This window comes from Alteribacter natronophilus (assembly GCF_006007885.1).
Classification (GTDB): domain Bacteria; phylum Bacillota; class Bacilli; order Bacillales; family Salisediminibacteriaceae; genus Alteribacter; species Alteribacter natronophilus.
The window spans coordinates 60118-83971 of record NZ_VCRO01000002.1; the positions used below are offsets into that span (position 1 = coordinate 60118).

The 23854-nt window shown below is 49.0% G+C and carries 22 protein-coding genes; 16 read left to right on the forward strand and 6 right to left on the reverse strand.

The window, feature by feature from the left end:
• The first annotated feature begins 26 nt into the window (after window positions 1–26).
• The 4 genes from FGB90_RS07430 to FGB90_RS07445 all read left to right on the forward strand — a co-directional run bounded on the left by FGB90_RS07430 (window position 27) and on the right by FGB90_RS07445 (window position 7129).
• Window positions 27–1514 carry a glutamate synthase subunit beta gene (locus tag FGB90_RS07430; protein WP_138810194.1) on the forward strand — a complete coding sequence of 496 codons (1488 nt, stop codon included), beginning with the start codon at window positions 27–29 and terminating at the stop codon, window positions 1512–1514.
• Between the two features lie 273 nt (window positions 1515–1787).
• A complete protein-coding gene (locus FGB90_RS07435; RefSeq protein ID WP_138810196.1) occupies window positions 1788–4601 on the forward strand; it encodes a sensor domain-containing phosphodiesterase in 2814 nt (937 codons plus the stop codon).
• A gap of 150 nt (window positions 4602–4751) precedes the next feature.
• Window positions 4752–6392 carry a thiamine pyrophosphate-binding protein gene (locus FGB90_RS07440; RefSeq protein ID WP_138810198.1) on the forward strand — a complete coding sequence of 547 codons (1641 nt, stop codon included), beginning with the start codon at window positions 4752–4754 and terminating at the stop codon, window positions 6390–6392.
• A gap of 86 nt (window positions 6393–6478) precedes the next feature.
• Entirely contained in the window at window positions 6479–7129 is a 651-nt protein-coding gene (locus FGB90_RS07445) for a phosphatase PAP2 family protein (protein WP_138810200.1), read from the forward strand.
• A gap of 332 nt (window positions 7130–7461) precedes the next feature.
• Here the strand turns inward: FGB90_RS07445 and FGB90_RS07450 are convergent, their stop codons facing one another.
• A complete protein-coding gene (locus FGB90_RS07450) occupies window positions 7462–8568 on the reverse strand; it encodes a metallophosphoesterase (protein WP_138810202.1) in 1107 nt (368 codons plus the stop codon).
• Between the two features lie 294 nt (window positions 8569–8862).
• Between FGB90_RS07450 and FGB90_RS07455 the strand changes: the two genes are divergently transcribed.
• Genes FGB90_RS07455 through FGB90_RS07470 form a run of 4 tightly spaced genes read left to right on the forward strand, consistent with a single transcriptional unit; the run spans window position 8863 to window position 11875 of the window.
• Window positions 8863–9255, forward strand: a complete 393-nt coding sequence (locus FGB90_RS07455) for a type IV pilus modification PilV family protein (protein ID WP_138810204.1) — start codon at window positions 8863–8865, stop codon at window positions 9253–9255.
• Window positions 9252–9713 carry a PilW family protein gene (locus tag FGB90_RS07460; RefSeq protein WP_138810206.1) on the forward strand — a complete coding sequence of 154 codons (462 nt, stop codon included), beginning with the start codon at window positions 9252–9254 and terminating at the stop codon, window positions 9711–9713. Before FGB90_RS07455 ends, FGB90_RS07460 begins: the two co-directional genes overlap by 4 nt.
• Window positions 9710–11164 carry a DUF7305 domain-containing protein gene (locus tag FGB90_RS07465; protein ID WP_138810207.1) on the forward strand — a complete coding sequence of 485 codons (1455 nt, stop codon included), beginning with the start codon at window positions 9710–9712 and terminating at the stop codon, window positions 11162–11164. The genes FGB90_RS07460 and FGB90_RS07465 overlap by 4 nt, the downstream gene beginning before the upstream one ends.
• A 15-nt stretch (window positions 11165–11179) precedes the next feature.
• Window positions 11180–11875, forward strand: coding sequence for a DsbA family oxidoreductase (locus FGB90_RS07470; protein WP_138810208.1), 696 nt, complete (start codon window positions 11180–11182; stop codon window positions 11873–11875).
• A 47-nt stretch (window positions 11876–11922) separates the two neighbouring features.
• Here the strand turns inward: FGB90_RS07470 and FGB90_RS07475 are convergent, their stop codons facing one another.
• Window positions 11923–12393 carry a hypothetical protein gene (locus tag FGB90_RS07475; protein WP_138810209.1) on the reverse strand — a complete coding sequence of 157 codons (471 nt, stop codon included), beginning with the start codon at window positions 12391–12393 and terminating at the stop codon, window positions 11923–11925.
• A gap of 214 nt (window positions 12394–12607) precedes the next feature.
• On the opposite strand from FGB90_RS07475, the gene FGB90_RS07480 reads away from it, so the two are divergent.
• The 5 genes from FGB90_RS07480 (at window position 12608) to FGB90_RS07500 (ending at window position 18620) form a co-directional block, all read left to right on the forward strand.
• Window positions 12608–14284, forward strand: a complete 1677-nt coding sequence (locus tag FGB90_RS07480) for a glutamine--tRNA ligase/YqeY domain fusion protein (protein ID WP_138810210.1) — start codon at window positions 12608–12610, stop codon at window positions 14282–14284.
• A 132-nt stretch (window positions 14285–14416) separates the two neighbouring features.
• Window positions 14417–15103, forward strand: a complete 687-nt coding sequence (locus FGB90_RS07485; RefSeq protein WP_138810211.1) for a YqjF family protein — start codon at window positions 14417–14419, stop codon at window positions 15101–15103.
• A gap of 542 nt (window positions 15104–15645) precedes the next feature.
• Window positions 15646–16485, forward strand: a complete 840-nt coding sequence (gene nei / locus FGB90_RS07490; RefSeq protein WP_438502685.1) for an endonuclease VIII — start codon at window positions 15646–15648, stop codon at window positions 16483–16485.
• 335 nt (window positions 16486–16820) lie between these two features.
• Window positions 16821–18011 carry a ParM/StbA family protein gene (locus FGB90_RS07495; protein ID WP_138810212.1) on the forward strand — a complete coding sequence of 397 codons (1191 nt, stop codon included), beginning with the start codon at window positions 16821–16823 and terminating at the stop codon, window positions 18009–18011.
• A 12-nt stretch (window positions 18012–18023) separates the two neighbouring features.
• Entirely contained in the window at window positions 18024–18620 is a 597-nt protein-coding gene (locus FGB90_RS07500; RefSeq protein ID WP_138810213.1) for a hypothetical protein, read from the forward strand.
• A gap of 103 nt (window positions 18621–18723) precedes the next feature.
• Here the strand turns inward: FGB90_RS07500 and FGB90_RS07505 are convergent, their stop codons facing one another.
• From FGB90_RS07505 to FGB90_RS07515, 3 genes are all read right to left on the reverse strand, one after another.
• A complete protein-coding gene (locus FGB90_RS07505) occupies window positions 18724–20169 on the reverse strand; it encodes a carbon starvation CstA family protein (protein ID WP_138810214.1) in 1446 nt (481 codons plus the stop codon).
• A gap of 21 nt (window positions 20170–20190) precedes the next feature.
• Window positions 20191–21108 (reverse strand): branched-chain-amino-acid transaminase, encoded by a 918-nt coding sequence (gene ilvE, locus FGB90_RS07510; protein WP_138810215.1) that lies wholly within the window; start codon window positions 21106–21108, stop codon window positions 20191–20193.
• A gap of 290 nt (window positions 21109–21398) precedes the next feature.
• Complete coding sequence (locus tag FGB90_RS07515; protein ID WP_138810216.1) at window positions 21399–22121, reverse strand: DUF421 domain-containing protein; 723 nt, start codon at window positions 22119–22121, stop codon at window positions 21399–21401.
• A 150-nt stretch (window positions 22122–22271) separates the two neighbouring features.
• On the opposite strand from FGB90_RS07515, the gene FGB90_RS07520 reads away from it, so the two are divergent.
• Window positions 22272–22886, forward strand: a complete 615-nt coding sequence (locus FGB90_RS07520; RefSeq protein ID WP_138810217.1) for a DNA-3-methyladenine glycosylase — start codon at window positions 22272–22274, stop codon at window positions 22884–22886.
• Between the two features lie 44 nt (window positions 22887–22930).
• Here FGB90_RS07520 and FGB90_RS07525 read toward each other — a convergent pair whose 3' ends face one another.
• Window positions 22931–23143: a YwbE family protein gene (locus FGB90_RS07525; protein WP_138810218.1), complete on the reverse strand. Its 213-nt coding sequence runs from the start codon at window positions 23141–23143 to the stop codon at window positions 22931–22933.
• A 101-nt stretch (window positions 23144–23244) separates the two neighbouring features.
• Here FGB90_RS07525 and FGB90_RS20100 point away from each other — a divergent pair, with 101 nt between their 5' ends.
• Window positions 23245–23379, forward strand: a complete 135-nt coding sequence (locus FGB90_RS20100; protein ID WP_281280029.1) for a thioredoxin domain-containing protein — start codon at window positions 23245–23247, stop codon at window positions 23377–23379.
• A 3-nt stretch (window positions 23380–23382) separates the two neighbouring features.
• A complete protein-coding gene (locus tag FGB90_RS07530) occupies window positions 23383–23826 on the forward strand; it encodes an AhpC/TSA family protein (RefSeq protein WP_281280035.1) in 444 nt (147 codons plus the stop codon).
• Window positions 23827–23854 lie beyond the last annotated feature (28 nt).

Genomic DNA, 23854 nt, shown 5'->3' on the forward strand with positions numbered 1-23854 from the left:
CATACGAACAGACAGGAGGGTGACTGATGGGAAAGCCGACAGGATTTTTGGAGTACGACCGCCAGTCCCAGCGGGAAAGAGACCCTTCTACCCGTACGAAAGACTGGGCGGACTATACACAGCCGATGTCTGAAAAAGAAATACAGGAACAGGGAGCACGCTGCATGGACTGCGGCGTGCCGACCTGCCACAGCGGAATGGAAATTAACGGGGTCACAACCGGCTGTCCGGTATATCATCTGATACCGGAATGGAATGACCTTGTTTACCAGGGGCAGTGGAAAGAAGCATTGAAAAAGGAACATGAAAAAAACAATTTCCCTGAATTTACGGGGATTGCCTGCCCTGCGCCGTGCGAAGGAGCATGCGTTCTCGGTATCAATGAACCGCCAGTGGCGATCAGAACGGTGGAACGTTCGATCATTGAAAAAGGATTCGAGGAAGGATGGGTCGTGCCGGAGCCTCCCGAAAAACGGACAGGGAAGCAGGTGGCGGTAGTCGGATCCGGACCTGCTGGACTTGCAGCAGCAGCCCAGCTTAATAAAGCCGGCCACCTTGTTACTGTTTTTGAACGAAGCGACCGCGTGGGCGGACTGCTGACGTACGGAATCCCGGAGATGAAACTTCCATATGAGATCGTGGAGCGGCGCGTTCGTATTCTCGAAGAAGAAGGCATAACTTTCATTACGAACACCGAAGTCGGAAAGGACGTAACGTCGGAGGAGCTCGAGGCCGATTTTGACGCTGTCATTCTGTGCGGGGGTGCTACAAAGCACCGCGACATTCCCGCGGACGGCAGTGACCTAAAAGGGATTCATTACGCTATGGAATTCCTTCATGCCAATACGAAGAGCCTGCTCGACAGCGGCCTGGAAGACGGCAACTATATCTCTGCCAGTGATAAAGACGTGATTGTCATCGGCGGTGGTGACACGGGAACCGACTGTCTTGCCACAAGCGTCCGTCATAACTGCAGAAGCCTGACACAGTTTGATATCTACGATAAAAAGGTCGATAACCGTGATGAAGTGGGGAACCCGTGGCCACAGTATCCGATTGTCCACCGTGTGGAATACGGCCAGAAAGAGGCGGCGTCAAAGTTTGGAGACGACCCCCGTGCCTTTGCCGTGATGACCAAGAAATTTGTCGGTGATGAGAATGGACACGTGAAAGAAGTTCACACCGTGAACGTGAAACTGGAGTGGGATGAAGAAGGCAACCGTCACCGTAAGGAAATTCCGGGAACGGAAAAAGTCTGGCCGGCAGACCTTGTCCTTCTTGCCATCGGCTTCAGTGGACCGGAACAGGAACTCATTGAACAGATGGAAGTGGAGACTGACAGCCGTTCAAACGTGAAAGCGGAATACGGAAAATATACGACAAATAAAAAAGGCGTGTTCGCAGCGGGTGATATGCGCCGCGGCCAGAGTCTGATCGTCTGGGCTATCAATGAAGGAAGGGAAGCGGCCCGTGAATGTGACCGCTACCTTATGGGAAGCACGCGGCTTCCTTAACAGAGCAGTACGTAAAACGCAAAAAAACAGCAGCGAGTGACCATTGGCTGATCCGGAGGGGATTTATTTCCCCTGGCGGATCAGCCTTTTCGTTTTACAATTCTTTTACACGGAAACCGGAAAGGAATTAAAGGATAGGTAAAAGGTTTGTCGAATATGTGTCATAATGGAAAAATAACAGGAGAATTTTGTAGAATAGGAAGCCGGCTGTAAGAAAGGTCGTTCGGACGGTGGAAATCAGACCGGTGTATTCCGAAATAAGAAGAGAGGTGGATGAATGTGAGTGACCAGACGCGGTATTCCCGCTTGGCAAATATAACAAAACTGATTAATACCAACCTTGAGCTTAGGGAAATGCTGACCCATGTGATCACGGCCATTTCAGATGAGATCGTCCAGTGTGATTCGGTCGGGATTTACCTGCCTCAGGAAGACGGAAGTTTCCGGGGTTTTGTCGGAAAACCGGAAGTCATTAACGGTATGACCCTTGATAATCATGTCATTGACATGGAGCATGACCTTCTTGCAAAAGAAGTGGCAGAGACAGGAAGAACCATCTACATACCTGATACATCAAAGGATACACGGCCGGATGCCCGGGCGGTGGAGGCCTTTCAGATTAAGTCACTGCTCGTACTGCCGATCTCACATAACGATGAACTTTTCGGACTCGTTTTTCTGTTTGATTACGGCATTCCGATGAACCTGAATGAATGCGAGATTGAGAGCGTTAAAGCATACGTGAATATGGCCGCTGTGGCGATCAATAATGCAAAAATACTTAAACGCAAGGAAACTCTGATTAACCAGAAACAGCTTCTTCTGGACGTATCCAGAGAGCTTTCCATGTGCTCCTCCGTGGAAGAGGCACTTGATATCTGTTTTCTTTACGTGGAAAAAGTCCTCGGCACCGCCAATGTCGGTTCACATCTCATAGACCCTGTGGCTGAACGGGTAATGAACCCGGCCCGGCTAAGCCGGCGCAGTGACTGGTCGGAAGAGGACTGGAAATATGTTCACTCAAAGGTTCATATTAATCTCAGGGAAGATCCGGTTATGGCTGCTGTCATCGAGTCCAAAGAACCGCTTTACATACCAGATGTATGCAGCGATCCGGGCGTAAATAAAGAAGCCTGTTCCCGTTTCGGCATCAAATCACTACTAATCATGCCCATGGTGGCAGCGGGAAAAGTGCTTGGCCTTATACCTGTTGTGGAGCTTCAGAAGAACGGCAGGGAATTTTCGGAAAACCGGATGCAGCTCGCCCAGTCCGTCGTCGATACCACAGCCGGAACGGTAGCTAACCTTCTATATACCGAGAAGCAGGACCTCATTATCAAGGAGCGTACAGCGGAACTTCAGGAGAAAAACGATGAACTGAACCAGGCTGTTTCCGAGCTGAAACGAATCCGTGATGAAAAGGAACTTATTCTCAATTCAGCCGGAGAGGGGATCTTTGGTCTTGACCTTAAAGGCAGAATTACTTTCTGCAATCCGGCAAGTGCGAAAATGCTCGGATACGATTCAGCAGAAGAGCTGATCGGAAAGCCTTATTCGTTTATTTTCAGGCGAAAAGGTGTCCATGATGAGGCCCCTCTCTCCTCTGAACGCGAGGAATACGATACAGAAGAGAAGTTTTTCCGGAAGGACAACACCAGCTTTCCGGTGGAATATGTCATTTCATCTCTTGAAAAAGATGGTAAAGTAACCGGGGATGTTGTGACGTTTAAAGATATTACGAGACGCAGGCAGATGGAAGAGCAGATTAAATACCAGGCGTATTACGACAGCCTTACAAACCTCCCCAACCGTGTGCTCCTGAACGACAGGCTGACACAGGGTATTACCTACTCCCGCCTGCACAGTGAAAAACTGGCCGTTCTGTTTCTTGATCTGGACCGTTTTAAATACGTAAACGATACCCATGGTCACAGCTTTGGCGACCTTCTGTTACAGGAAGTGGCGAGGCGTCTCAGTGAGGCGGTGCCGGATGAAGCGACCGTTTCCCGCCAGGGCGGGGATGAGTTTACGATCTTCCTGCCCAACATCCAGGATAAAGATGAAGTGGTAAATGTGGTGGAAAGCATCAACCGCCGTTTTTCCAGTCCGTTTTTCGTTAACGGTCATGAAGTCTACGTGAAAAACAGTATCGGCATCAGCCTTTACCCCGAGAACGGGGAAACAACAGATGACCTTGTAAAAAATGCTGATACGGCTATGTATAAATCAAAAGAACTTTCCGGGGACAACTATCATTTCTATGAATCGGATATGGACAACAGACTTTATGAGCGGATTCAGCGCGAGACAGCCCTGTACAAAGCACTGGATCAGAACGAGCTTGAAGTCTATTATCAGCCGCAGGTGGACTACAGAAAAGGCAGAATAACCGGAGTGGAAGCCCTGCTTCGCTGGAATCATCCAGTAGAGGGCATGATTCCTCCGGGAGATTTTCTTCCCATTGCGGAGGATACCGGGCTGATCGTGCCTATCGGAGAATGGGTGATTCAGGAATCCTGCCGGCAGCTCAAGCAGTGGCACGACTTCGGATTCACTGATCTGGACGTGTCCGTGAACCTGACCGTCCGCGAATTTGAACAGGCGGACCTGTTCACTAAAGTAAAAAATATACTCAGCAGGACCGGCCTGGATCCGTGCTTTCTCAAACTGGAAATTACCGAAAACCAGATTCTGAAAGACACCGAAGGAACCCTGGCGAGGATGAGAGAGTTCAAGGAATCGGGAGTGGATATCTCGATCGATGATTTCGGTACCGGGTATTCCTCGCTGGCGTATTTAAAACAGTTCCCGATCCACACCCTGAAAATTGATAAATCGTTCATACAGGACATTGATGAAAGAGGAGAAAATGCCTCGATCGTTAACACAATTATCGACCTTGCGAAAAATATGGAGCTGGACCTGATTGCAGAAGGTGTGGAAACAGTTGAACAGGCAGACTTCCTTGCCTCCAAAGGCTGCTGTCATATGCAGGGGTTCTACTTCAGCCGCCCGCTTCCGGCTGACCGTATTAAAAATAAGTTTCTCAGTGGAGAGAGCCTCCCGGTCAGCGAGCCGCAGACATAGGCTGCTGACCTTCCTCTGCGGAAAGGGAGTGCTGTGAGAGTAATTGTACAACCCGCTCCCTGAGTCAGGCATAAGCCTGTGTAACCGGTGTAGAAAGCCGGCCGCTTGCCAGGCATACAAATCAAGCTGTAATCAGGAGGATGTTGCAAAATGAAAGCAGTAAGACTCGTACTTGATTATCTGAAATCCGGCGGAGTTAACCATATTTTCGGGATTCCGGCGGGATCCGTAAATGCTTTTTTTGATGAACTTTACGATATGCCTGAAATGACACCGGTGGTCACCAAGCATGAAGGTGCCGCTGGTTATATGGCGTGCTCCTACGCCAGATATGCTAACGAGATGAGCGTATGCATAAGCTGCAGCGGTCCCGGCGCCACCAATATGGTGACCGGTGCTGCCAATGCCATGCGTGAGCATTTGCCGGTTCTGTTTCTGACCGGGGCGGTGCCGGTAAACACAGTGGGACTCAATGCCTCCCAGGAGCTCGATGCCCAGCCTGTTTTTGAACCGGTAACGAAATACAGTGTCACAGTGACGGATGCGAAAGATCTTCTTGCAGAAGTGGCGAAAGCAGCAGAAATCGCTCTTGATGGTGTACCTGGCCCCGTTCACGTGGCTATGCCGATTGACGTGCAGCTGGCGGAAGCCCCGTCTGTAAACATGCCGGCTTTTCCGGAAAAGCGGCCGGTCGTGCCGGATGCTGAAGTGATTTCCGAGGTGGCTAAAGAGCTGGCAGGGCGGAAAAGCGGGATTTTATTTGCGGGACAGGGAATCAGAAATGCAGGTGAACAGTTTCATGAGCTTGCCGAACTGCTCGGATGGCCAATCGTCACGACGCCTCAGGCGAGAGGGATGGTCAAAAGCAATCACCCTCAACTGAAGGGAGTCTTCGGCTTTGCAGGTCATGAAAGTGCCTCTGAGCTCATCAACAGTCCCCGGCCGGACGAAGCGATTCTCGTTCTTGGATCGAGTCTCGGTGAAACGGCTACGAATAACTGGAACGAAAACCTGGCTAAAGGCCGTTTTCTCGTCCAGATGGACTTCGATGAAACTGTATTTAACCGCAAATATGCCGTTGATATGCAGGTTCATGGTGACCTGAAGCTGAGTCTCCTGTTTTTAAATGAGGAACTGAGAGCACTCGGCCTGGGCAAAGACAGCCGTGAAAAAGAAGTCGTCACCCGCAGTACAGCAGCAGGGGAGGATTACAATACAAAAAATGTGTTTCTCAGACTGCAGGACCTTCTGCCTGAAGATACCCGATACACGATTGATATAGGGGAATTCATGGCTTACGTTATTCACCATATGGAAGTGAAAAAAGAAGGGGCATTTGATATAAACGTTCATTTTGGCGCTATGGGAAGCGGGATCGGCTCAGCAATCGGCAGTGCATTCGCCGAGCCTGATCGTCCGGTAGCGGCCATTACCGGGGACGGCTGCTTCTTTATGCACGGAATGGAAATGCTTACGGCCAAAGAATACGATCTGCCCGTTCTGTTTGTGGTGATGAATAACGCCCGCCTCGGAATGGTTTATCACGGGCACACGCTTCAGTACAAGCGTTCCCATTCTTCTTTTGAACAGGAGGGCGTGGATATCGCTGCGATGGCCAAAGCACTTGGCGTGCCGAGTGCACGGGTGGAAAAACTGAGTGACATTAAGGAAGAAACAGTTTCCCGTCTAACTGAGCACGGAGGGCCTGCTGTACTCGAAGTTGATCTCGTGGACAACAGTGTTCCTCCGATGGGGGACAGAGTGAAGTTTCTCTCTTCCTTTGGAAAGTAGCTGTCTGTGCCCTGTCCCTGTCCAGTCCGGACAGGGATTCTTTTTCTGCAAAAGGGGAATGGTGTGTGGGAGAAGGGGGGCTTCCGATGGGAAAGAAGAGAATCATATACGTCTCCGTTCTCCTTATTCTGATGGCACTTTTATATATGGAAACGGTAAGAACCCGGGCAGGGAAGGTACTGGGAGAAGCTGATTCTTTCATTATCGGTGTGGTGCAGAACCCGGAATCACCGGCCCTCACTGAGGCGGCGATTCTGATTACCGAAGCCGGTTCGGTTACGGCACTCACGGTAATCGCATTACTTGGAGGGATCTTCTTTGCCTGGCAGGGGAAATGGAAAATGGCGCTGTTTTATCCTGCAGCAGCAGGAGCAGGCGGGCTGGTAAACTGGCTGCTGAAAGTATCCTTTCAGCGGGCACGTCCTGATATGAATCCTCTGATTACTGCAGAAGGGTTCAGTTTTCCGAGCGGCCACTCCATGGGCTCTATGATGACGTATGGCCTGCTGGCGTACTTTATCGTAAGAATCGCGGATAAAACACCGGTGCGGGTCACAGCGTTTACCGCTGCAGCCGCGTTAATCTTTATTATCGGCATGACAAGAATTTATCTCGGTGTCCACTACCCCACCGATGTAGCAGCCGGCTTTCTGGCAGGGGGGATCTGGATTGTCATCGCGGTGTTTATCTGGAAGCGCTGGTTTGAAAAAAGAAAGCAGGGTGAAGAAAAAGGCTGAATTCCGGACGGGGTACGCTTTCGGAATCAGCCTTTCTTCCTTCTTTCAGGAAACTATATAATTTTTAGAGACTAAAAAGCACTGACGCGCTTCTTAAAACAAAAAGCTCCGCTTCACGCCGTCCGTTCGCTTTCCGCGGCGGTCCGGGAAGCCTCCTCGGGCGACTGCCCTGCGGGGTCTCCCCTGGCCCCAACTGCCGCAGGAGTCTCACTGCCTGCGTGAAGCTCCGCATAGGACCAGACGATATGTAACGCTGAGTTAAGAGTAATAACCGGCGGCTCCCCCAAAAGCATCCTGCTGCAGATTACTTAAGCAGCATTCACCAACTGCAGTCAGCCTGAAAATATGACATCAATACAGACGATTTCGGAACGACTTCCAATCCGGACCGGCGGCCCCCAGAAGCCGAACCCCGATGAAACGATCGTGTGTAAGCTCCCTTTCTGAAGCAAGCCCCAGTCGTTTTCATACATCCGGCGGGTAATCCAGTTGTTTGGCCACATTTGCCCTCTGTGGGTATGCCCGGAAATCATCAGGTCAACCCCTGCTTTACGGATGTTCTCAAAATCATAGGGCTGATGATCGAGAAGGATGAGGGGAAGTCCGGGGTTCAGCTTCTCCGTCAGTGTGGTGATGGATTTGCGATTCTTCTCCGTCCGGTCCCTTCTTCCGATCAGCTGAATACTGTCTTCAAGAACAACCCGGTCATCCAGCAGCATTGTGATGCCGCACTGCTTCATCTCCTCAATGATTTCATCCTTTTTCCGTCCGTAGTATTCGTGGTTTCCAAGAATGCCGTACACACCCAGCGGAGCATTGATCTCTTTCATTATGTCACCCATCCTCCGTTTCTGGAACACGTCAGGGCTGTCATCGATAATGTCGCCGGGAAACACGATCAGATCGGCTCCAATCTTTTCGAGTTCCTTCTGAAGGCGACACAGGTGCCGGCGACCGGACAGTGTGCCGAAATGCATATCCGAGGCGGCGGCAATCCGCATTTTTTTCCGGGAGCCTGCACTCTTTGGAATGGTGATCGTGTAGTGCCGTATAACAGGGGAGTAGGCATTATAAGTACCTTTGATGAAAATAAATACCAGAATGAGAGCCACTGTCCAGCCCGTCCAGATGGTGGCGGTGTTCAGCGGTAAACCGGCTAGCCCCAGCAGGAAAACAGCTGCAGCCGCTGCCGGGAAAAGGAGGAGCCCGTACTGAAACAGAACCATCCAGTAAACGCCAATCACTTTTAGAAAAGCGAGAGCCGGATGGATCCGTCCGAGCATGTAGCCGAACGAGGCCAGTCCGATGACTGAACCGAACAGCAGAAGGCTCCCCGTTTCCATAACCGCCCCGAGCCATACCCAGATGGTCCAGCCGATATAAAACGTTAATAAAGAATAGATAATCAGAAAAACAGAAAAATACGCCCAGGCTTTCATTCGCTTCCGTCCTTTTAAGTAGAATAAGCAGGTTAAGCATACACCTCCAGGATCGGGAAAAGCTATCTTCCTGCTTAAGTCCCGGGATCACGTTCCTTTGAATACGCTGAAAACAGAAGGCAGGTGAGCGGAATGGAGCAGGAGGGTCTATAAAGGCACTCTATCTCCAGTCTGTTTATGAAAATAAGCAGAACGTCTTTCAGAGAGTACCGGAATCAGTAAAAATAGGCAGTGTGAACCAGGTAAATAGTTTATACTAAAGAGAACAGCACTTTTATATGAGGAGGTGATTGTGTGGACTGGAAAAAGGACATCGCTGCATCGGAAAAAGGAGAATCGCTCATTGAAATTCTGGCCTCCCTTGTACTGCTTTCGATTATTATTGTCCCCTTCATGGCGTTTTTTACAGGATCCTCACAGTCAGCCTCCACCTCGGAACGGATTATGGACGCGACCTATCTGGCACAGATGAAGATGGAGCAGGAAATACATTCTGGCAGTGGAACATATGAAGTGTGTGAGCCTGCTTCGAATTATTACGTCTACATAGAACGAAATGATACAGATCTGCCGCCGGGACTTGAGCGAATTCTCGTCAGCGTGTTCACTGACGAAAACTGCAGAGGCAGGGCCGAGGCACAGCTGGAAACAATCGTACAAATTGGTTCCGGAGGGGGAGAGAAATGAGTTCTCTACGCAAAGATTGCCGCGGAGCCTCGTTAGTTGAAGTTCTGACTGCCTTTTCGCTAATGGGTATGATTCTTCTGATTGCTTTCTCCTTCCACTTTTTCGGCCAGAACGAATACAGCACACAATCAGCCGAAGTGAGCCAGCAGAATGAAGTGAGAATTGCGCTTAATGTGCTTACCAGGGAAATCAGGAATGCAGACCAGGCTGAGGTGGATGCTGAAAATAACAGCAGAATAACAATTACAAGTGAAGATAACACCCGGACCATTTTCAGGCTTTCATCGGAAGGAAAGCTTCTTAGAGGAGAAAATAATATAATTGCTTCCGATATTGAAGAACTTTCTTTCATTGAGGAAAGCGGTTCAGTAAAAGTCACCATTGTGGGACGAGCAGGCAGAAGCCGTCAGACGGATATCACGACCGAGATTTTTATGAGAGGCAGTGAGGATCCATGAAAACAGTAAACAATGAAAAAGGCATTACGCTTGTTGTAGTGATGATGGTTCTCGTTGTTGTATCCATACTCGGTTTATCCATGATGGGGCTGGCTGCAGCGAGCGTGAGCCAAAGCACCGGTGATCGTGATTCGGAGGCGGCTTATTATATTGCTGAAGGTGGAGCACGTCTGGCAGCGGAGGATCTTAGAATAAAGGCAGATATTCTTTATGATCAGAGCAGTAATAATTCAAATGAATTCTTTGAAAAGCTGAGTTATTATACTTCAGAGTTGGATGGAATAGTTTACAGAGATGATTATTTCTCTGCCTTCTCGGGCAGTCACCCAGAGGCCATTATCAAAGTTACCCCCTTAGAAAAGGATATGGTTGATGAAACTGTTCAATCATATGTTATTACTTCCACAGGTCGTTTGGGCAGTCGCACTCGGACAGTCCAAAAGACAGTTTCGGTTACTTGGGAGGAAACGACCAACCAGGTTCTGGAATTTATGAAGGGTATGGCTTTATTTTCAAGGAATGACGTGTTTTTGGAAGGCGGTCCTACTATTGATGGTTCTCTTGGCACAAACAGTACAGAAAGTGGAGCAATTACTCTTACTGGGAATCCCTCTCTTACTGGGGATCTTTATCTGCGCAGTGAACTTAAGGAGAGCGGTTTTGACACACCAGACTGGATGGAGATTAAAAATAATATAATCTGGATGGAAGAAGAACAAGTTTTTGCTATGCCTGAGTTTCCTGACTTTCCCGATAAAGCCACCGCTGACATCATCAAATACCGAACTAACGGAAATGACAGTAAGACACTGGAATTACCTGTTGATGAAAAAGAGGAGGACCCTTTGTATATTTCCGAACTAAGAATGGAATCAAATACAAATTTGACTATACCTCTAGAGGGAGAATCCAAATCCTTAGTTGTTGATCATCTGAATATCCAAAATGGCCAGATCCACCTCACCGGGGAGGGTCACCTGGATATCTATGTTAAGGAAGCTATATCTATGGGTTCTGGAAGTACTATCAATACAGGCAAGGACAGTACTCAGCTTAATATCTATTTTCTCGGTAGCGGTAATGCTTCCAGCCCGAGAGAAGTAAAGCTGTCAGGTGATCAGCAGATTTACGGGTCCTTATTTGCAGAGGACGCAAATCTGGATTTTGGAGGAGGATCCGGATTTTTCGGGCACATCGTTACAGGCGGCAGGAGTGTAAAGATTGGGGGAGGTTCAGAAGCAGAATCCCGGATATTTTTTGCCCCTGAGGCTGATTTGACACTTTCCGGGGGAGGTACAGTAGTGGGTTCTGTGCTGGTAAACAGTGTTGAAGGTTCAGGGGGCGGAACAATTCGCTATTTACCATGGGAAAACACGCCTGTTCCCTTCTTTCCCGACGCTGAAGAAAGCAGTAAATCAGTATTTGAATCCGGTCCCATCCGTGAAAAATAAAAAGGAGGCAGCCTTATGAAAATAGATATCTGGTCCGATTTCGTCTGTCCATTCTGCTACATCGGCAAGAGGCACCTTGAGAAGGCGCTGGAGCAGTTTGAGGGACGGGACAGGGTAAATATCACCTACCGCAGCTTTCAGCTCGACCCGGGGGCTTCTGCGGTTGCTGGCCGGTCGATGTATGACGTACTTTCAGAGAAATACGGGATGACAATTGAACAGGCAAAGCAGACTACGGCCAACGTATCCATGCAGGCAGAGCAGGCCGGGCTTTCCTATGATTTTGATTCCATGATTCCGGCAAACACCGAAGCTGCACACCGACTCGCTCAGTTTGCAGCCGGAAAGGGGAAAGGGGAGTCTTTCACAGAACGGGTCATGCAAGCAGTTTTCTCTGAGGGTGAGGATATCAGTGACCGTGAAACGCTGATCCGCCTTGCTTCTGAAGCTGAGATCGATGCTGAACAGGCTGCTGCCATTCTTGACTCTGGTGATTATCGGAAAGATGTTGAGGAGGATCAGCACGAAGCTTCCGCCATCGGAGTGAAAGGCGTGCCTTTCTTTGTTTTTGACGGAAAGTATGCTGTTTCCGGGGCCCAGCCGCCTGAACGGCTTCTGGAAGTGATGGAGAAAGTGAGCCAGGAAACGGGGAATGAATCGAACAATCATTTGCCTAAGGAAGGGCAGGAATGCAGCGACGACCACTGTTAAAAAAGTGGAGGGCCCGTTCAAGGTGTTAGCCTGGACGGGCCTTAAGTCTACACCTTCACTTTACCGATGGTGGCAAGTTCGCTAAGAAAGTAGTCCCGGTCTTCCTGTTTTTCAATCTTCCCGGCAGCCTCTTCTGCTTTGGCAATGTATTTCTTCATCCTCTTCCTGTCTCCTGCTGTGCTGCAGGCTCTTGCCATCGCCTCATAGGCAAATGCAAGGTCAAAATCCCCAATTCTGTGGTCGAGACAGATTTCCAGCGCATGGCGGGCATGATAAAGGGCACTTTCCCCCATACCGGTCAGTGCGTATACCCTTGAGAGCTGCCATTCCCCCCTTGTAAATTCAAGGGGTGTACCAATTTCCCCCCAGTGAAACCGGGAGGCATGCGCCGTATGAATCATCTGCAGATCGTCATCCGGAGTGCGGTCCTGTTTCTCAATCAGGTCCCAGGTTGCATTGAAACTGCGGGCAGCCTGTTTCCTGTGCCACTCGGATGCTGTCATTTTCTGATCCCTCATTTGTACGTACCTCCTGAAAAGTGGTTACACTAAACGTTCAACATGCACCCGTAAAATCCTTTCAGGGTGCAGAAAAACAGAAAACGATTAATTATCGGCAAGCCTGATGGGGAGATATACATCTTCCTGTTTAAACGTGTTACTATAAGGAAATAACAGAGGTATCTTAGCCGGGTACGTCAAAAATTGAAGAGATAGAGAGGTTGGAAAAGCAATGGAGAACAAGGAGACTTCTTCAAATTTCATAAAGACGATTATGGAAGAGGATTTGCGTTCAGGCAAACGGGATGAAATCGTGACAAGATTCCCGCCGGAACCGAACGGATATCTACATATTGGCCACGCTAAATCCATTTTTATCAACTTTGAAATGGCTGACGAGTTTAACGGCCGGACGAATCTGCGTTTTGACGATACGAACCCACTAAAAGAGGATCAGGAATTTGTAGATTCGATTAAGGAAGATGTGAAATGGCTCGGTTACGACTGGGAAGAGCTTCATTTTGCGTCCAATTATTTTGAGGAGATGTATCAGCGTGCCGTGCTTCTGATTAATAAGGGTCTTGCCTACGTTGAGGATCTCTCGATTGAGGAGATTCGCGAGTATCGTGGAACACTTACGGAGCCGGGAAAAGAGAGTCCTTCACGCTCCCGCAGTGCAGAAGAGAACCTGGCTCTGTTTGAGCGCATGAAGAACGGCGAATTCGGTAACGGGGAAAAGGTGCTCCGTGCCAAAATAGATATGAGCTCCGGTAACATGAACATGCGGGATCCGGTTCTTTACCGCATCTCACATACTGCACACCACAACACCGGTGATACGTGGTGCATATACCCGATGTATGCTTTTGCACACCCGCTTGAAGATGCGATCGAGGGCGTAACCCACTCGCTCTGTACTACCGAGTTTGAGGAACAGCGTCCTCTGTACAACTGGGTGGTGGAGAATACGGAGATGGAGACGCAGCCTCAGCAGATTGAGTTCGGCCGCCTGAACCTGACTAACACGGTCATGAGCAAGCGGAAACTGAAGCAGCTGATCGATGAAAATGTGGTGGACGGCTGGGACGATCCGCGTCTGCCGACAATTTCAGGCCTTCGCCGGGGAGGCTATACACCTGAAGCCATTCGCAATTTCATCAGTGAAACCGGTGTTTCCAAAGGAAGCGGAGCAGTTGATAGAAGAATGCTTGATCACTTTATCCGCGAAGACCTGAAACTCAAGGCACCGCGGACAATGAGCGTGATCCGTCCGCTTAAGGTTGTTATTACGAATTACCCTGAAGGTGAAAGCGAACTTCTCGATGCGGAAGTAAACCCGGAAGTACCTGAAATGGGCACGCGGCAGATCCCGTTTTCCCGTGAGATTTATATCGAGCAGGAAGACTTCATGGAGGATCCACCGAAGAAATATCACCGCCTTTATCCGGGTAACGAAGTGCGCCTCAAACATGCGTATTTCATAAAATGTGAGGACTTCGTAAAAGATGAGGACGGCAACGTAGTGGAACTTCACTGCACGTACGATCCGGAAACGAAAAGCGGATCCGGATTTGAAGGACGTAAAGTTAAAGGGACGATTCACTGGGTTGACGCAGGCGACTCCAAGCCGGCTCAGTTCCGTCTATACGATTCCCTGATCCTTGACGCTGAGGAAGATGAGGAGATCGATGAGGCAGAGGAAAAAACATTCATGGACTACGTAAACCCGGCGTCACTTGAAATTCTGGACGGCTTTGTCGAGTCCAATATGGCCGGTGTGAAGCCGCAGGATAAATTCCAGTTTTTCCGCCACGGCTACTTTAATGTGGATCCGAAGCACACAACAGGGGAGAGCCTCGTATTCAACAGGATCGTACCTCTGAAAAGCTCATTTAAATTCAAAAAATAATGCATAAAAGTGCTCTCCAGTATTCATCCGGAGGGCACGTTTTTTTACATGCACAGGAGGTGAAAGCAGGTGTACAACAGTAACAAAAACAGTTCAAACAGACCGGATCCCGCTCCGGGGGGACCATGGATCATGACACAGAACTGGACGGATCTTATGTTTGCCCACTGGAGAGTCTCTGCTGCAGAACTGGAAAAGCACCTCCCGGACGAGCTGGAGCTGGATACATGGAACGGGGAAGCCTGGGTTGGTGTTGTTCCGTTCCGCATGTCCGGTACAAGGGCGCGCTTTCTGCCGCCGGTGCCCTTTTTGAGTACACTTCTTGAGCTTAACTTGAGGACGTATGTAAAATACCGGGGAATGCCCGGCGTATATTTTATCAGCCTTGATGCGGACAGCCGCCCTGCAGTTGAGGGAGCACGCTCTCTTTTCCATCTTCCCTATTTTAAAGCGCGTATGTCTGCACAGAGAGAAGATGAGTGGGTTCATTTTGAAAGTAACCGGACTGATCGCAGGGGAAAACCGGCTTTTCTCCGCGCCAGCTACAGAGCAATCCCCGGAGCGGATTCATTTGAGCCTGAAGAAGGTACATTTGTCTACTGGCTCACCGAACGCTACCGGCTGTTTACCAGACGTAAAGAATCGCTTCTTGCCGGTGAAATTGATCATGCTGCCTGGAGGCTCACTGAGGCGGAAGCTTCTTTTACGGCGAACACTCTGGGAGATGCCCACAGTATCACATTACCGGCAGAAAAACCGGTCCTCCACAAGGCTTATCCACAGAAAGTCCGTTTCTGGCCGTTCAGGAAACTTTATTAACATGTGGATAACCGCGCTCGTTCCGGCCTGAAAAGTACTATTGTGGATAATAGACTATAATTTAGCGGGAAAACACCTCCAGTGATTAGTTCACTGTTATGAATAAACGAGCATCCTCCGCTGCGTGAAAGAGCACTGTTTCAATCTCGCAAAGCCTTCCTTACTCTCCGCGGGGATGCTGTTTTGCCTGCTTATAACGTGTCTTTTACCCGCATGGACTTTGATTGCCAGCTGCGTTCTTCTTGGCTTGGGAAAATATAGTTAATTCTAATGCCCTCGGGCTATCCAACTGCCGGATCCTCTGATGTTTGCCCGTCTATTTCCTCTTTTGAACCGGTAGTATATATGGTCGTTCCTTCTGAAGCGAGCCTTTCTGCTGTCTCTTTGCCAATCCGGATTGTTAAACCGATTCTGACAAACACCTTATAATAGACCGCCATGCTGATTTATATCAGCGCTGGATATTGCGGAGTGTTTTATTTAAGGGGGATACGGAAAAAGATACTTTAATACGAGCGTGGTAACCAGGCAGGGGAGGGGAAATGATGCCCGAAGGACCGGAAATCAGAATTGCAGCGGATAAAGTTGAAATAGCAATTACTTCTTCACCTCTGATGGATGTTTATTTTGCCTTTGAGCAGCTGAAGGGATATGAGGATGTGCTTAAAGGGACCAGCGTACTTAGAGTGGATACAAAGGGAAAGGCGATGCTCACACGTCTGGATAACGGTTATACCATCTATTCGCATAATCAGCTGTATGGCAAGTGGATGATTCGCAACGTTTACAACTACCCGAAGACGAATCGTCAGCTCAGACTCGCTCTTCATAATGAAAAAAAGTCAGCTCTTCTCTACAGTGCCTCGGATATTGAGGTACTGAGGGATGAGGAGGTTGCTGCTCATCCCTATATACAGAAAGTCGGGCCGGATATACTGAGTGAACACGTAACGCCGGAGATGCTTTTTGCCCGGTTTACAGACAAAAGATTCATTCGGAGGAAATGGGCCGGTCTCCTGCTGGATCAGGGGTTTGTCGCAGGAATTGGCAATTATCTTCGAAGCGAAATTCTTTTTGTCGCACGAATTCCTCCTTCATTTCGTCCTGTCGACTGCACAGACGTGCAGTTGCACACTGCATCACGCGCCATAATTGATCTTTTAGTGCAGTCTTATGAAACAGGCGGAATTACGACGGCAGATGACATTGTCGAATCTCTTAAGGAAAAAGGTCATACACGCCATCAGTACCGTCACTGGGCCTTTGGCAGAGGCGGACAGCCATCCGGATCTGCGGATCTTCAATTAAGAAAACAATTGTGGCCGGCAGGAGACTCTATTTTTGTCCTGATTGCCAGAAATAATATTGATTTCCCCCTGTGAGCGGCCCGTTTGGCGGCTCTTTTTTTCTGTACGCTTCCACAGACAGTTACACCAGGTTATGGAAAAATCTAAATGTATACATTTATGTATACATGTAAACATTTCGTATACTTTTTGTGTACAAAGTCGTGTACAAGTACACAAAACCGTATACATAGCGGCATATCAACTTGTGTACACATTTGTAAACATGTATACAAGAATGTACACAAGTTTACAAAAATGAATACAACTATTGTCTCATTGACCGTTAACCACTCCTGGATTATGCTTTAGAAAATGGTACAAGTTACTATTTTTCTCTTAACCTATGAAAAGGAAGGATGAACATTTAAATGACAAAATCAAGAATTGCTGCTGTTGATGTAGGTAATGACTCCCTGAAAGCACTATTCGGAAAATCAGATGCAGAATACTACATACCAAACGTCATCGCACGGGATATTGAAGACCGCCCTGTAATCGGAATTGAGGAGCTTAATGAAAAGGATCCGCTGGATGGCATTCATATCCGAGTCCACTCCCCTGCCCTGTCCGAGAATAACGTCATTTACCGTGTCGGTAACCTTGCAACGAAAGCGGACAATGCAACAGAACTGGACCCGGGAAGCAGTAAATCAGAGGAAGATCAGACGCTCGTTATGCTGTTTGCGGCACTTGCCCTTGATGCTGTGAATGATGAGAACGCCGGTCTCTTTAAAACAAATAATCAGGTGACAGAAGCAAACTACACGCTTGGAACAGGCCTGCCGCTTAGAGAAGTAAAGGAAGGCAAGGACGTAGGGTACCGTTCCCAGCTCCTCTCCTCTGTGCATCAGGTGGAGTTTCTTGTTACACCGAAGTACCAGGGCAAAAAAGTAAATATCAAGTTTGATGAAGTAAAAGTGTATCCTGAAGGGTTCGCAGCCTACATTAACCTTGTGATGGACAAAGACCTGAACATTATTAACAGAGATCTAATCGATAAACAGATCCTGATTCAGGATATCGGTGGACTGTCAACGGATATTGCGGTCATCCGTAACCGTAATGTGGATGATGACAAGGCACAGGGCTTTAATATCGGAGTGTCCGAGTCTCTTGAGCAGATTCGTGAGGAAATCCGCTCCAAGCATGGTGTTGAGCTGGACAGCCGGAGAGATGTGGTGGACATTCTGACGAAGAAGAATGACCGAAACCACATTATGGTTAAAGGAAGCCGGACGAGCGTGCACGACATTACAGACCGTATTCTTCTCGAACTCGCGAAGAAGCAGTACCGTCACCTTCGTAATGTATGGGCGAAAAACTCCCAGACAGAGATCTGCTACTTTGTAGGGGGCGGCGCCATGGTTCTCAAAGACTACATTAAGACGCTGAATAACAACCTGGACGGCTACAACATTGATTTCTTTGAAGATGAAAAAGAAAGTATCTGGATGATGGCAAATGCCTACTACAAGCTCGTTTCAGACAATGTCCGTAAACAGCAGGCGGCAGAGGATAAGAAAAAGAAAGAGACAGACAAAAAAGCTGTAAAAAACTAATCGGGTGATTCCATGATGAAAAAGGGGAACAATGGGATTCAGCGGGGGCAGGCGATCACGTTCCGTCTGCCGTCCGATACACCTGATCATCTCATTAGGGAGCTGCAGCAGTTAAAGGAACAGGAGAAAAGGAATTTTTCCAGCAGAATCGCCCAGTATGCTCTGGAAGGAGTCAGTCAGTCCCTTCAGAAAGAAAGGGAGACACTGACGATTCCACTGCCGAAACAGCTGAGTAAAGAGCAGCGGAACTGGATCAGGCATGCCCATTCAGAGGCTCTTCTGGGAAACATCGTCTATCAGCTGCTGGCAGACCCTGTCCGGGCCACATCAGTACTTGCGTCACTGAACAGCGGCTCCATCGATATTGAAGAAGCGCTGTATCTTCAGGAACAGAACTCCATGGAGACCGACGGGCGTACTGAACAGGCTGCCGTGAAGGAAAGTGATCGGGAGGACGGTGACGAGCGTCTGGATGATACTTCCTTTGATGATCAGCTCGATAACTTTGACTGGAGCGGTGCAAAGCCGGTCGAAGAAGAAGAGGAATCCCACAAGGAAGAAAGTGTAGACGACCTGCTCGGAGGATTTCTTGATAAAATGAACCGTTAAAAGCTTCAGGGACCTTGATCCCTGAAGCTTTTTTTATAGCAACGTGCACTAAAGAAAAGAAGGAGCAGGACGGGACAATCCCGCCTGCTCCTTCGCTGTAAACCTATGATGCAATCGATGACGATACGGATTCTGCATGTTTTTCCTTTTTGTGCGTGAAGATCTGGCGGATATACCAGGCGAGAACAACGCTGGTCAGTGAAAGGCCGATTGCAAGAGACGGCTCGTATGCCATGCCGAAACCTTCAGGTGCATAGAAGATATAGGTACAGACGACTGCAGTCATGAACATGGCGGGAACACCGGCGATCCAGTGAAATTTAAAGTGTTTCAGCAGATACATGGTGGCTGTCCAGAGCATCACTGTAGCTACAACCTGGTTTGTCCAGCCCACATACCGCCAGAGAAACGTGTAATCGATGGTGGAGAGAAACATGGCCGGCAGCGTTACCGGAATAGTGGCAAAGAGAACCGCTTTTTTGCCTTTCATTCCTGAGAAACCTTTTCCAATCAGCTCGGTGAGCATCATTCTTGAAGAACGTAATGCTGTGTCCCCGGTGGTGATCGGCAGAATGATGACACCAAGGATGGCAAGGATTCCGCCAAGTGTACCAAGCAGGGAAGTGGAAATTTCGTTTACCACGCCTGCAGGTCCGGCTGCTGCGTGCGCTGCTGCAAGCCCTCCGGTACCGCCGAAGAAAGTCATGGCGGCGGCTGCCCAGATCAGGGCAATGATTCCCTCGGCAACCATGGCTCCGTAAAAGACTTTCCGTCCTTCAGACTCTTTCTTTATTGTCCGGGCAATAATTGGGCTCTGTGTCGCATGAAATCCGGAGATCGCCCCGCAGGAAATGGTCACCATCATAAGCGGCCAGAGCGGCAGGTTGTCCGGATGCAGGTTACTGGCCGTCACATTGGGAATCTGATGACCGGAAAAGAGGAGAGCCCCGCATACAGCCACGGCCATAAAGATCAGAATTGCGCCAAACACCGGGTATACTTTTCCGATGATCTTGTTAACAGGCAGGATGGCTGCCATCAGGAAATAGGTAAAAATGAGTCCGAGAGCGAACATAAAGCTGATCGGTGTTATCTCCGCAATCAACTGGGCAGGTCCCGCGGTAAAAGCGGCTGCCACAAGAATCATCAGGAGAATCGATACGATATGAATAAAAAACCTGACCGATTTCCCCAGGTAGCGACCCACAATCGTCGGATACTGTTCACCGTTATGGCGAAGAGAGAGCATTCCGGAAAAGTAGTCGTGGACTGCACCGGCAAAAAGACAGCCGACGACGATCCAGATAAATGCGACCGGGCCGTAGAAGGCACCGAGTATGGCACCGAAAATCGGCCCGAGACCGGCAATGTTGAGAAGCTGAATCAGACTGCCTTTCCACCATGGCATTGGCACGTAATCCATATCGTCACGGCTCTTATACGCCGGGGTCGGATTGGCATCGTTAATCCCGAAGATCCGTTCCACTACTTTAGAGTAGATCATATAACCGACTACGAGAAAAGCGATTGAGAGAAGAAATGTTACCATGATGAACCTCCCGTCACAGTGCTACCCCACGCTGGCCACTGTACTGCTGGGTGTGACATCCGGATAACACTGAACACCGTCGGTTGTAACACGCTCTCTGAACAGGCTGCGCAGATGACGGGTTACTTTTCCCGGACGTCCGTCGGCAACTTTGCGTCCGTCAACATCCACGGCTGCAATTACCTCTACGGCCGTTCCCGTAAGAAACACTTCATCTGCCGTAAATACATCATGCCTGGTGAAAGCCTGCTCTTTCAATTCATAGCCTGCTTCCTCGGCCAGTTCGATAATGGTATTGCGGGTGATGCCTTCAAGGGCACCGAGGTGTACGGGAGGGGTGTAGATTGTTCCGTTCTTCACAATAAAGATGTTGTCTGCAGAACCTTCCGTAACGTACCCCTGATCGTTCAGCATCAGGGCTTCGTCCACCCCGGCCTGATTGGCTTCGATCTTAACCAGAATGTTGTTCAGATAATTAAGGGATTTAACCTGAGGGCTGAGCACATCCGGCCGGTTTCTCCTGCTTGCAACCGATCCGAGCTTGAGTCCTTTTTCATATAGTGACTCCGGAAACATGCTCAGTTTTTCAGCGATCACTACTACCCGCGGCTGTGAACAGGCAGCAGGGTCGAGTCCCAGGTTGCCGGCACCGCGTGATACAACGACGCGGATATAGGCACTGTCCAGTTTGTTTTTCTGCACGGTGCCCGTAATAATTGCAGTCATTTCCTCCTTTGTATACGGAACATCGAGCATAATTGACTTGGCAGAATCATAAAGACGGTCCAGGTGTTCATCGAGTTTAAAGACGTTTCCGCTGTAAACTCTCAGTCCTTCAAACACCCCGTCGCCATATAGAAATCCATGATCGTAAACGGAAACAACTGCCTCTTCCTTCTTGACGAATTTACCGCTGAGAAAAATCCACTGACTGTTCATGCATAACCACTCCTTCCTTTAGTAGTGAGACGCTGTAATTGGATAAAACCGAAGGGTGAAACAAAAGGGCACAATGGTATTATGTGGCTTTGAATCCCTTGTCCCCCAACGGGTCGGCGTCTTTTTTGTTAAAAGTTATGAGGATTATATTACAGCGGTCACGATAGAAGGTCAACAGCTGAAATAGGATTATTCTGAACATTTTAAATTGCCGGAAATAAAGACAGCGCTTACATGACTGGCGCTGTTGAGAAGAGCGTATTTCTGTAAAAATGTAAAAAAATTTAGAATCAGTGAAACAGGCCCGGCATTTCTTCGGGACCTTCCGTATGACGGGATACATGAAGTTCCCCTTTATGGTTCATACAGGCAAAAAATACCTGCTCAGGTGATGGGATGCCGAGAACTGTCAGCTGATCCTGGAGCCATTCTTCCGTAAATCCCGTCCGGTCCAGAACATTTGTGTACACCTGGCCTTCTACGATGACCGGGTAGGATAGGCTGGGAGAGACTTTAGGCAGGCTGAGGTCTTCGAGGGAGGGGGACAGCTTACTGTCTTTTTTAAGAACACTAAGTGCCCCGTTTCCTTCAATCACTGCTGTATCCACCTCGCCGGGATCAAAAATACCCTGTTCCCGCATCATGTGCAGAATATTATCGACCGAGTATCGGATCTGCTTCATATTATTTTTCAGAAACAGGCCGTTTTTCACCACGACGACAGGTTCAAAAGTGATCAGGCGGGAAAAGTAACGGTTCCGCAGTTTCAAGGTGGACGTAATCCGCTGCAGCACACCGATACCTGCAATGGCGACAGCGGTAGGAAGATGGCTAATATCCGGGTCAGCTATATCGGCACCAGTTACGGAGCCGAGCGTAATGACGATCAGAAAGTCAAAAACGGGCATTTCACCGATCGCGCGTCTTCCCATAAACAGGGCAATGATAAGAAGAAGAGGCATAATTGTAATAATCCGGCCAAGAACGGTTCCGATATCCTGCAGAGATTCCATGATTAATTCCCCCTGGTGCAAAAAGGTGTACCCTTACTTTTCCATTTTCAGAGGAAGTCATTCAGGACAGATTGATTGGGAGGGCATAATGGGGCTAAAATGATGAAAAGTATTATTGTGGGAATGCAATCTCAAGTTGGAGGAAAAGAAATGAGAACTTTACCGGAACCACTGCCTGCACAATATTATGAACAGCCGACAATCGAACTTGCACGCAGCCTGCTCGGGAAAACGCTCGTGCACATGTCTCCCGAAGGCACAGCCTCGGGGGTCATTACCGAAACCGAAGCGTACAGGGGCCCTGTTGACAGAGCGGCACACAGTTATCAGAACAGGCGTACAAAGCGGACCGAAGTGATGTTTGGCCTTCCCGGCAGAATTTATACATACGTGATGCACACGCACTGTCTTCTTAACGTGGTATCCGGGGGAGAAGAAGCACCGGAAGCGGTGCTGATCAGAGCTGTGGAACCGCTTGAAGGGATTGAACTGATCAGGGAGCGCCGCGGGGACAGGCGGCCTGAATTTGAACTGACAAACGGCCCAGGCAAATTGACGAAGGCTCTTGGGATTACACAGGCCTATTACGGAGGGGTAATCTACGAACCGCCGCTCTATATCGGTGAGGGGACACATGTGGACGACGGTGAGGTGGCTGCAGGTCCGAGGATCGGTATTCCCAACACAGGAGAGGCCCGGGAGTATCCATGGCGTTTCTGGATCCGTGGTAATCCCTATGTCTCAAAGCCGAGGCATGAAAGCTGATGGACTGAATCGTTTTAAAACAGGCGCAGAAAAACGGAGAAGCATTACGCCTCTCCGTTTTCGTCTTCCACAATTTCCTTTACTCTTCCTACCTGGCCGTCCTGAAGACGGACTTTTATACCGTGAGGGTGAGTGGCTGATTTTGTAAGCAGATCTTTGACCACGCCTTCTGTCAATGCTCCTGTGCGCTGATCCTTTTTCAGGACAATCCTGACTTTCTGGCCTGGATGTATCCGGCTTCTGTTTTGACCGTTCATGTCTGTCTCCTTTATTCGTGCATTGTGCAGAAATTTTTCCTGCCTGTATAACGTATTTTAGCATGAATCAGGGTAATTCGCCTGTAAGGCTGGTATACTGAATGAATAAATCAGGACAGGGAGGAATCGCTGTGGATCTCGATTACGTTCTTGAAACGGCTGACGGCCGCACAATTCTCGGGGATGAAATCAGAAACAGACGCACGGTGCTTATTTTTGTCCGTCACCCCGGCTGACCGCTGTGCAGGGAATTTCTTGCGCAGTTGCGTGAGCACGCAGATACGATGAAGGAGAAGGGTTATCAGCTCATTGCTGTAACCACTTCCAAAGGCAGCTATCTGAAACGGTTTACTGAAACATTCGGTCCCTACCCGTTCCCATTGTACGGTGATCCCAGTCGCAAAGCGTTCCGGGAGATGGGCCACGTTACACCTGCCAAATGGAAGCTGCTCGGTATGGCAGCAGCAGGCGTTGCCACCGGAAAAGTGAAAAATCTGTTTCCGCGGCATCCGCAGGAAAGAAAACTCGTCCTGGAATCCATGAAAACGCAGGATGTTTACATTCAGGGAGGAACGTGGATTTTTGATGAAGAAGGACATCTGCTTTTCAGTCATATCGACAAAACCCCTGACGACCATGCTGAAATAAGGGAGATCATCGAGGTGCTGGAAAGAAAAGGGTAATAGACGTGCAGGGACGGAAAGCGCTCGG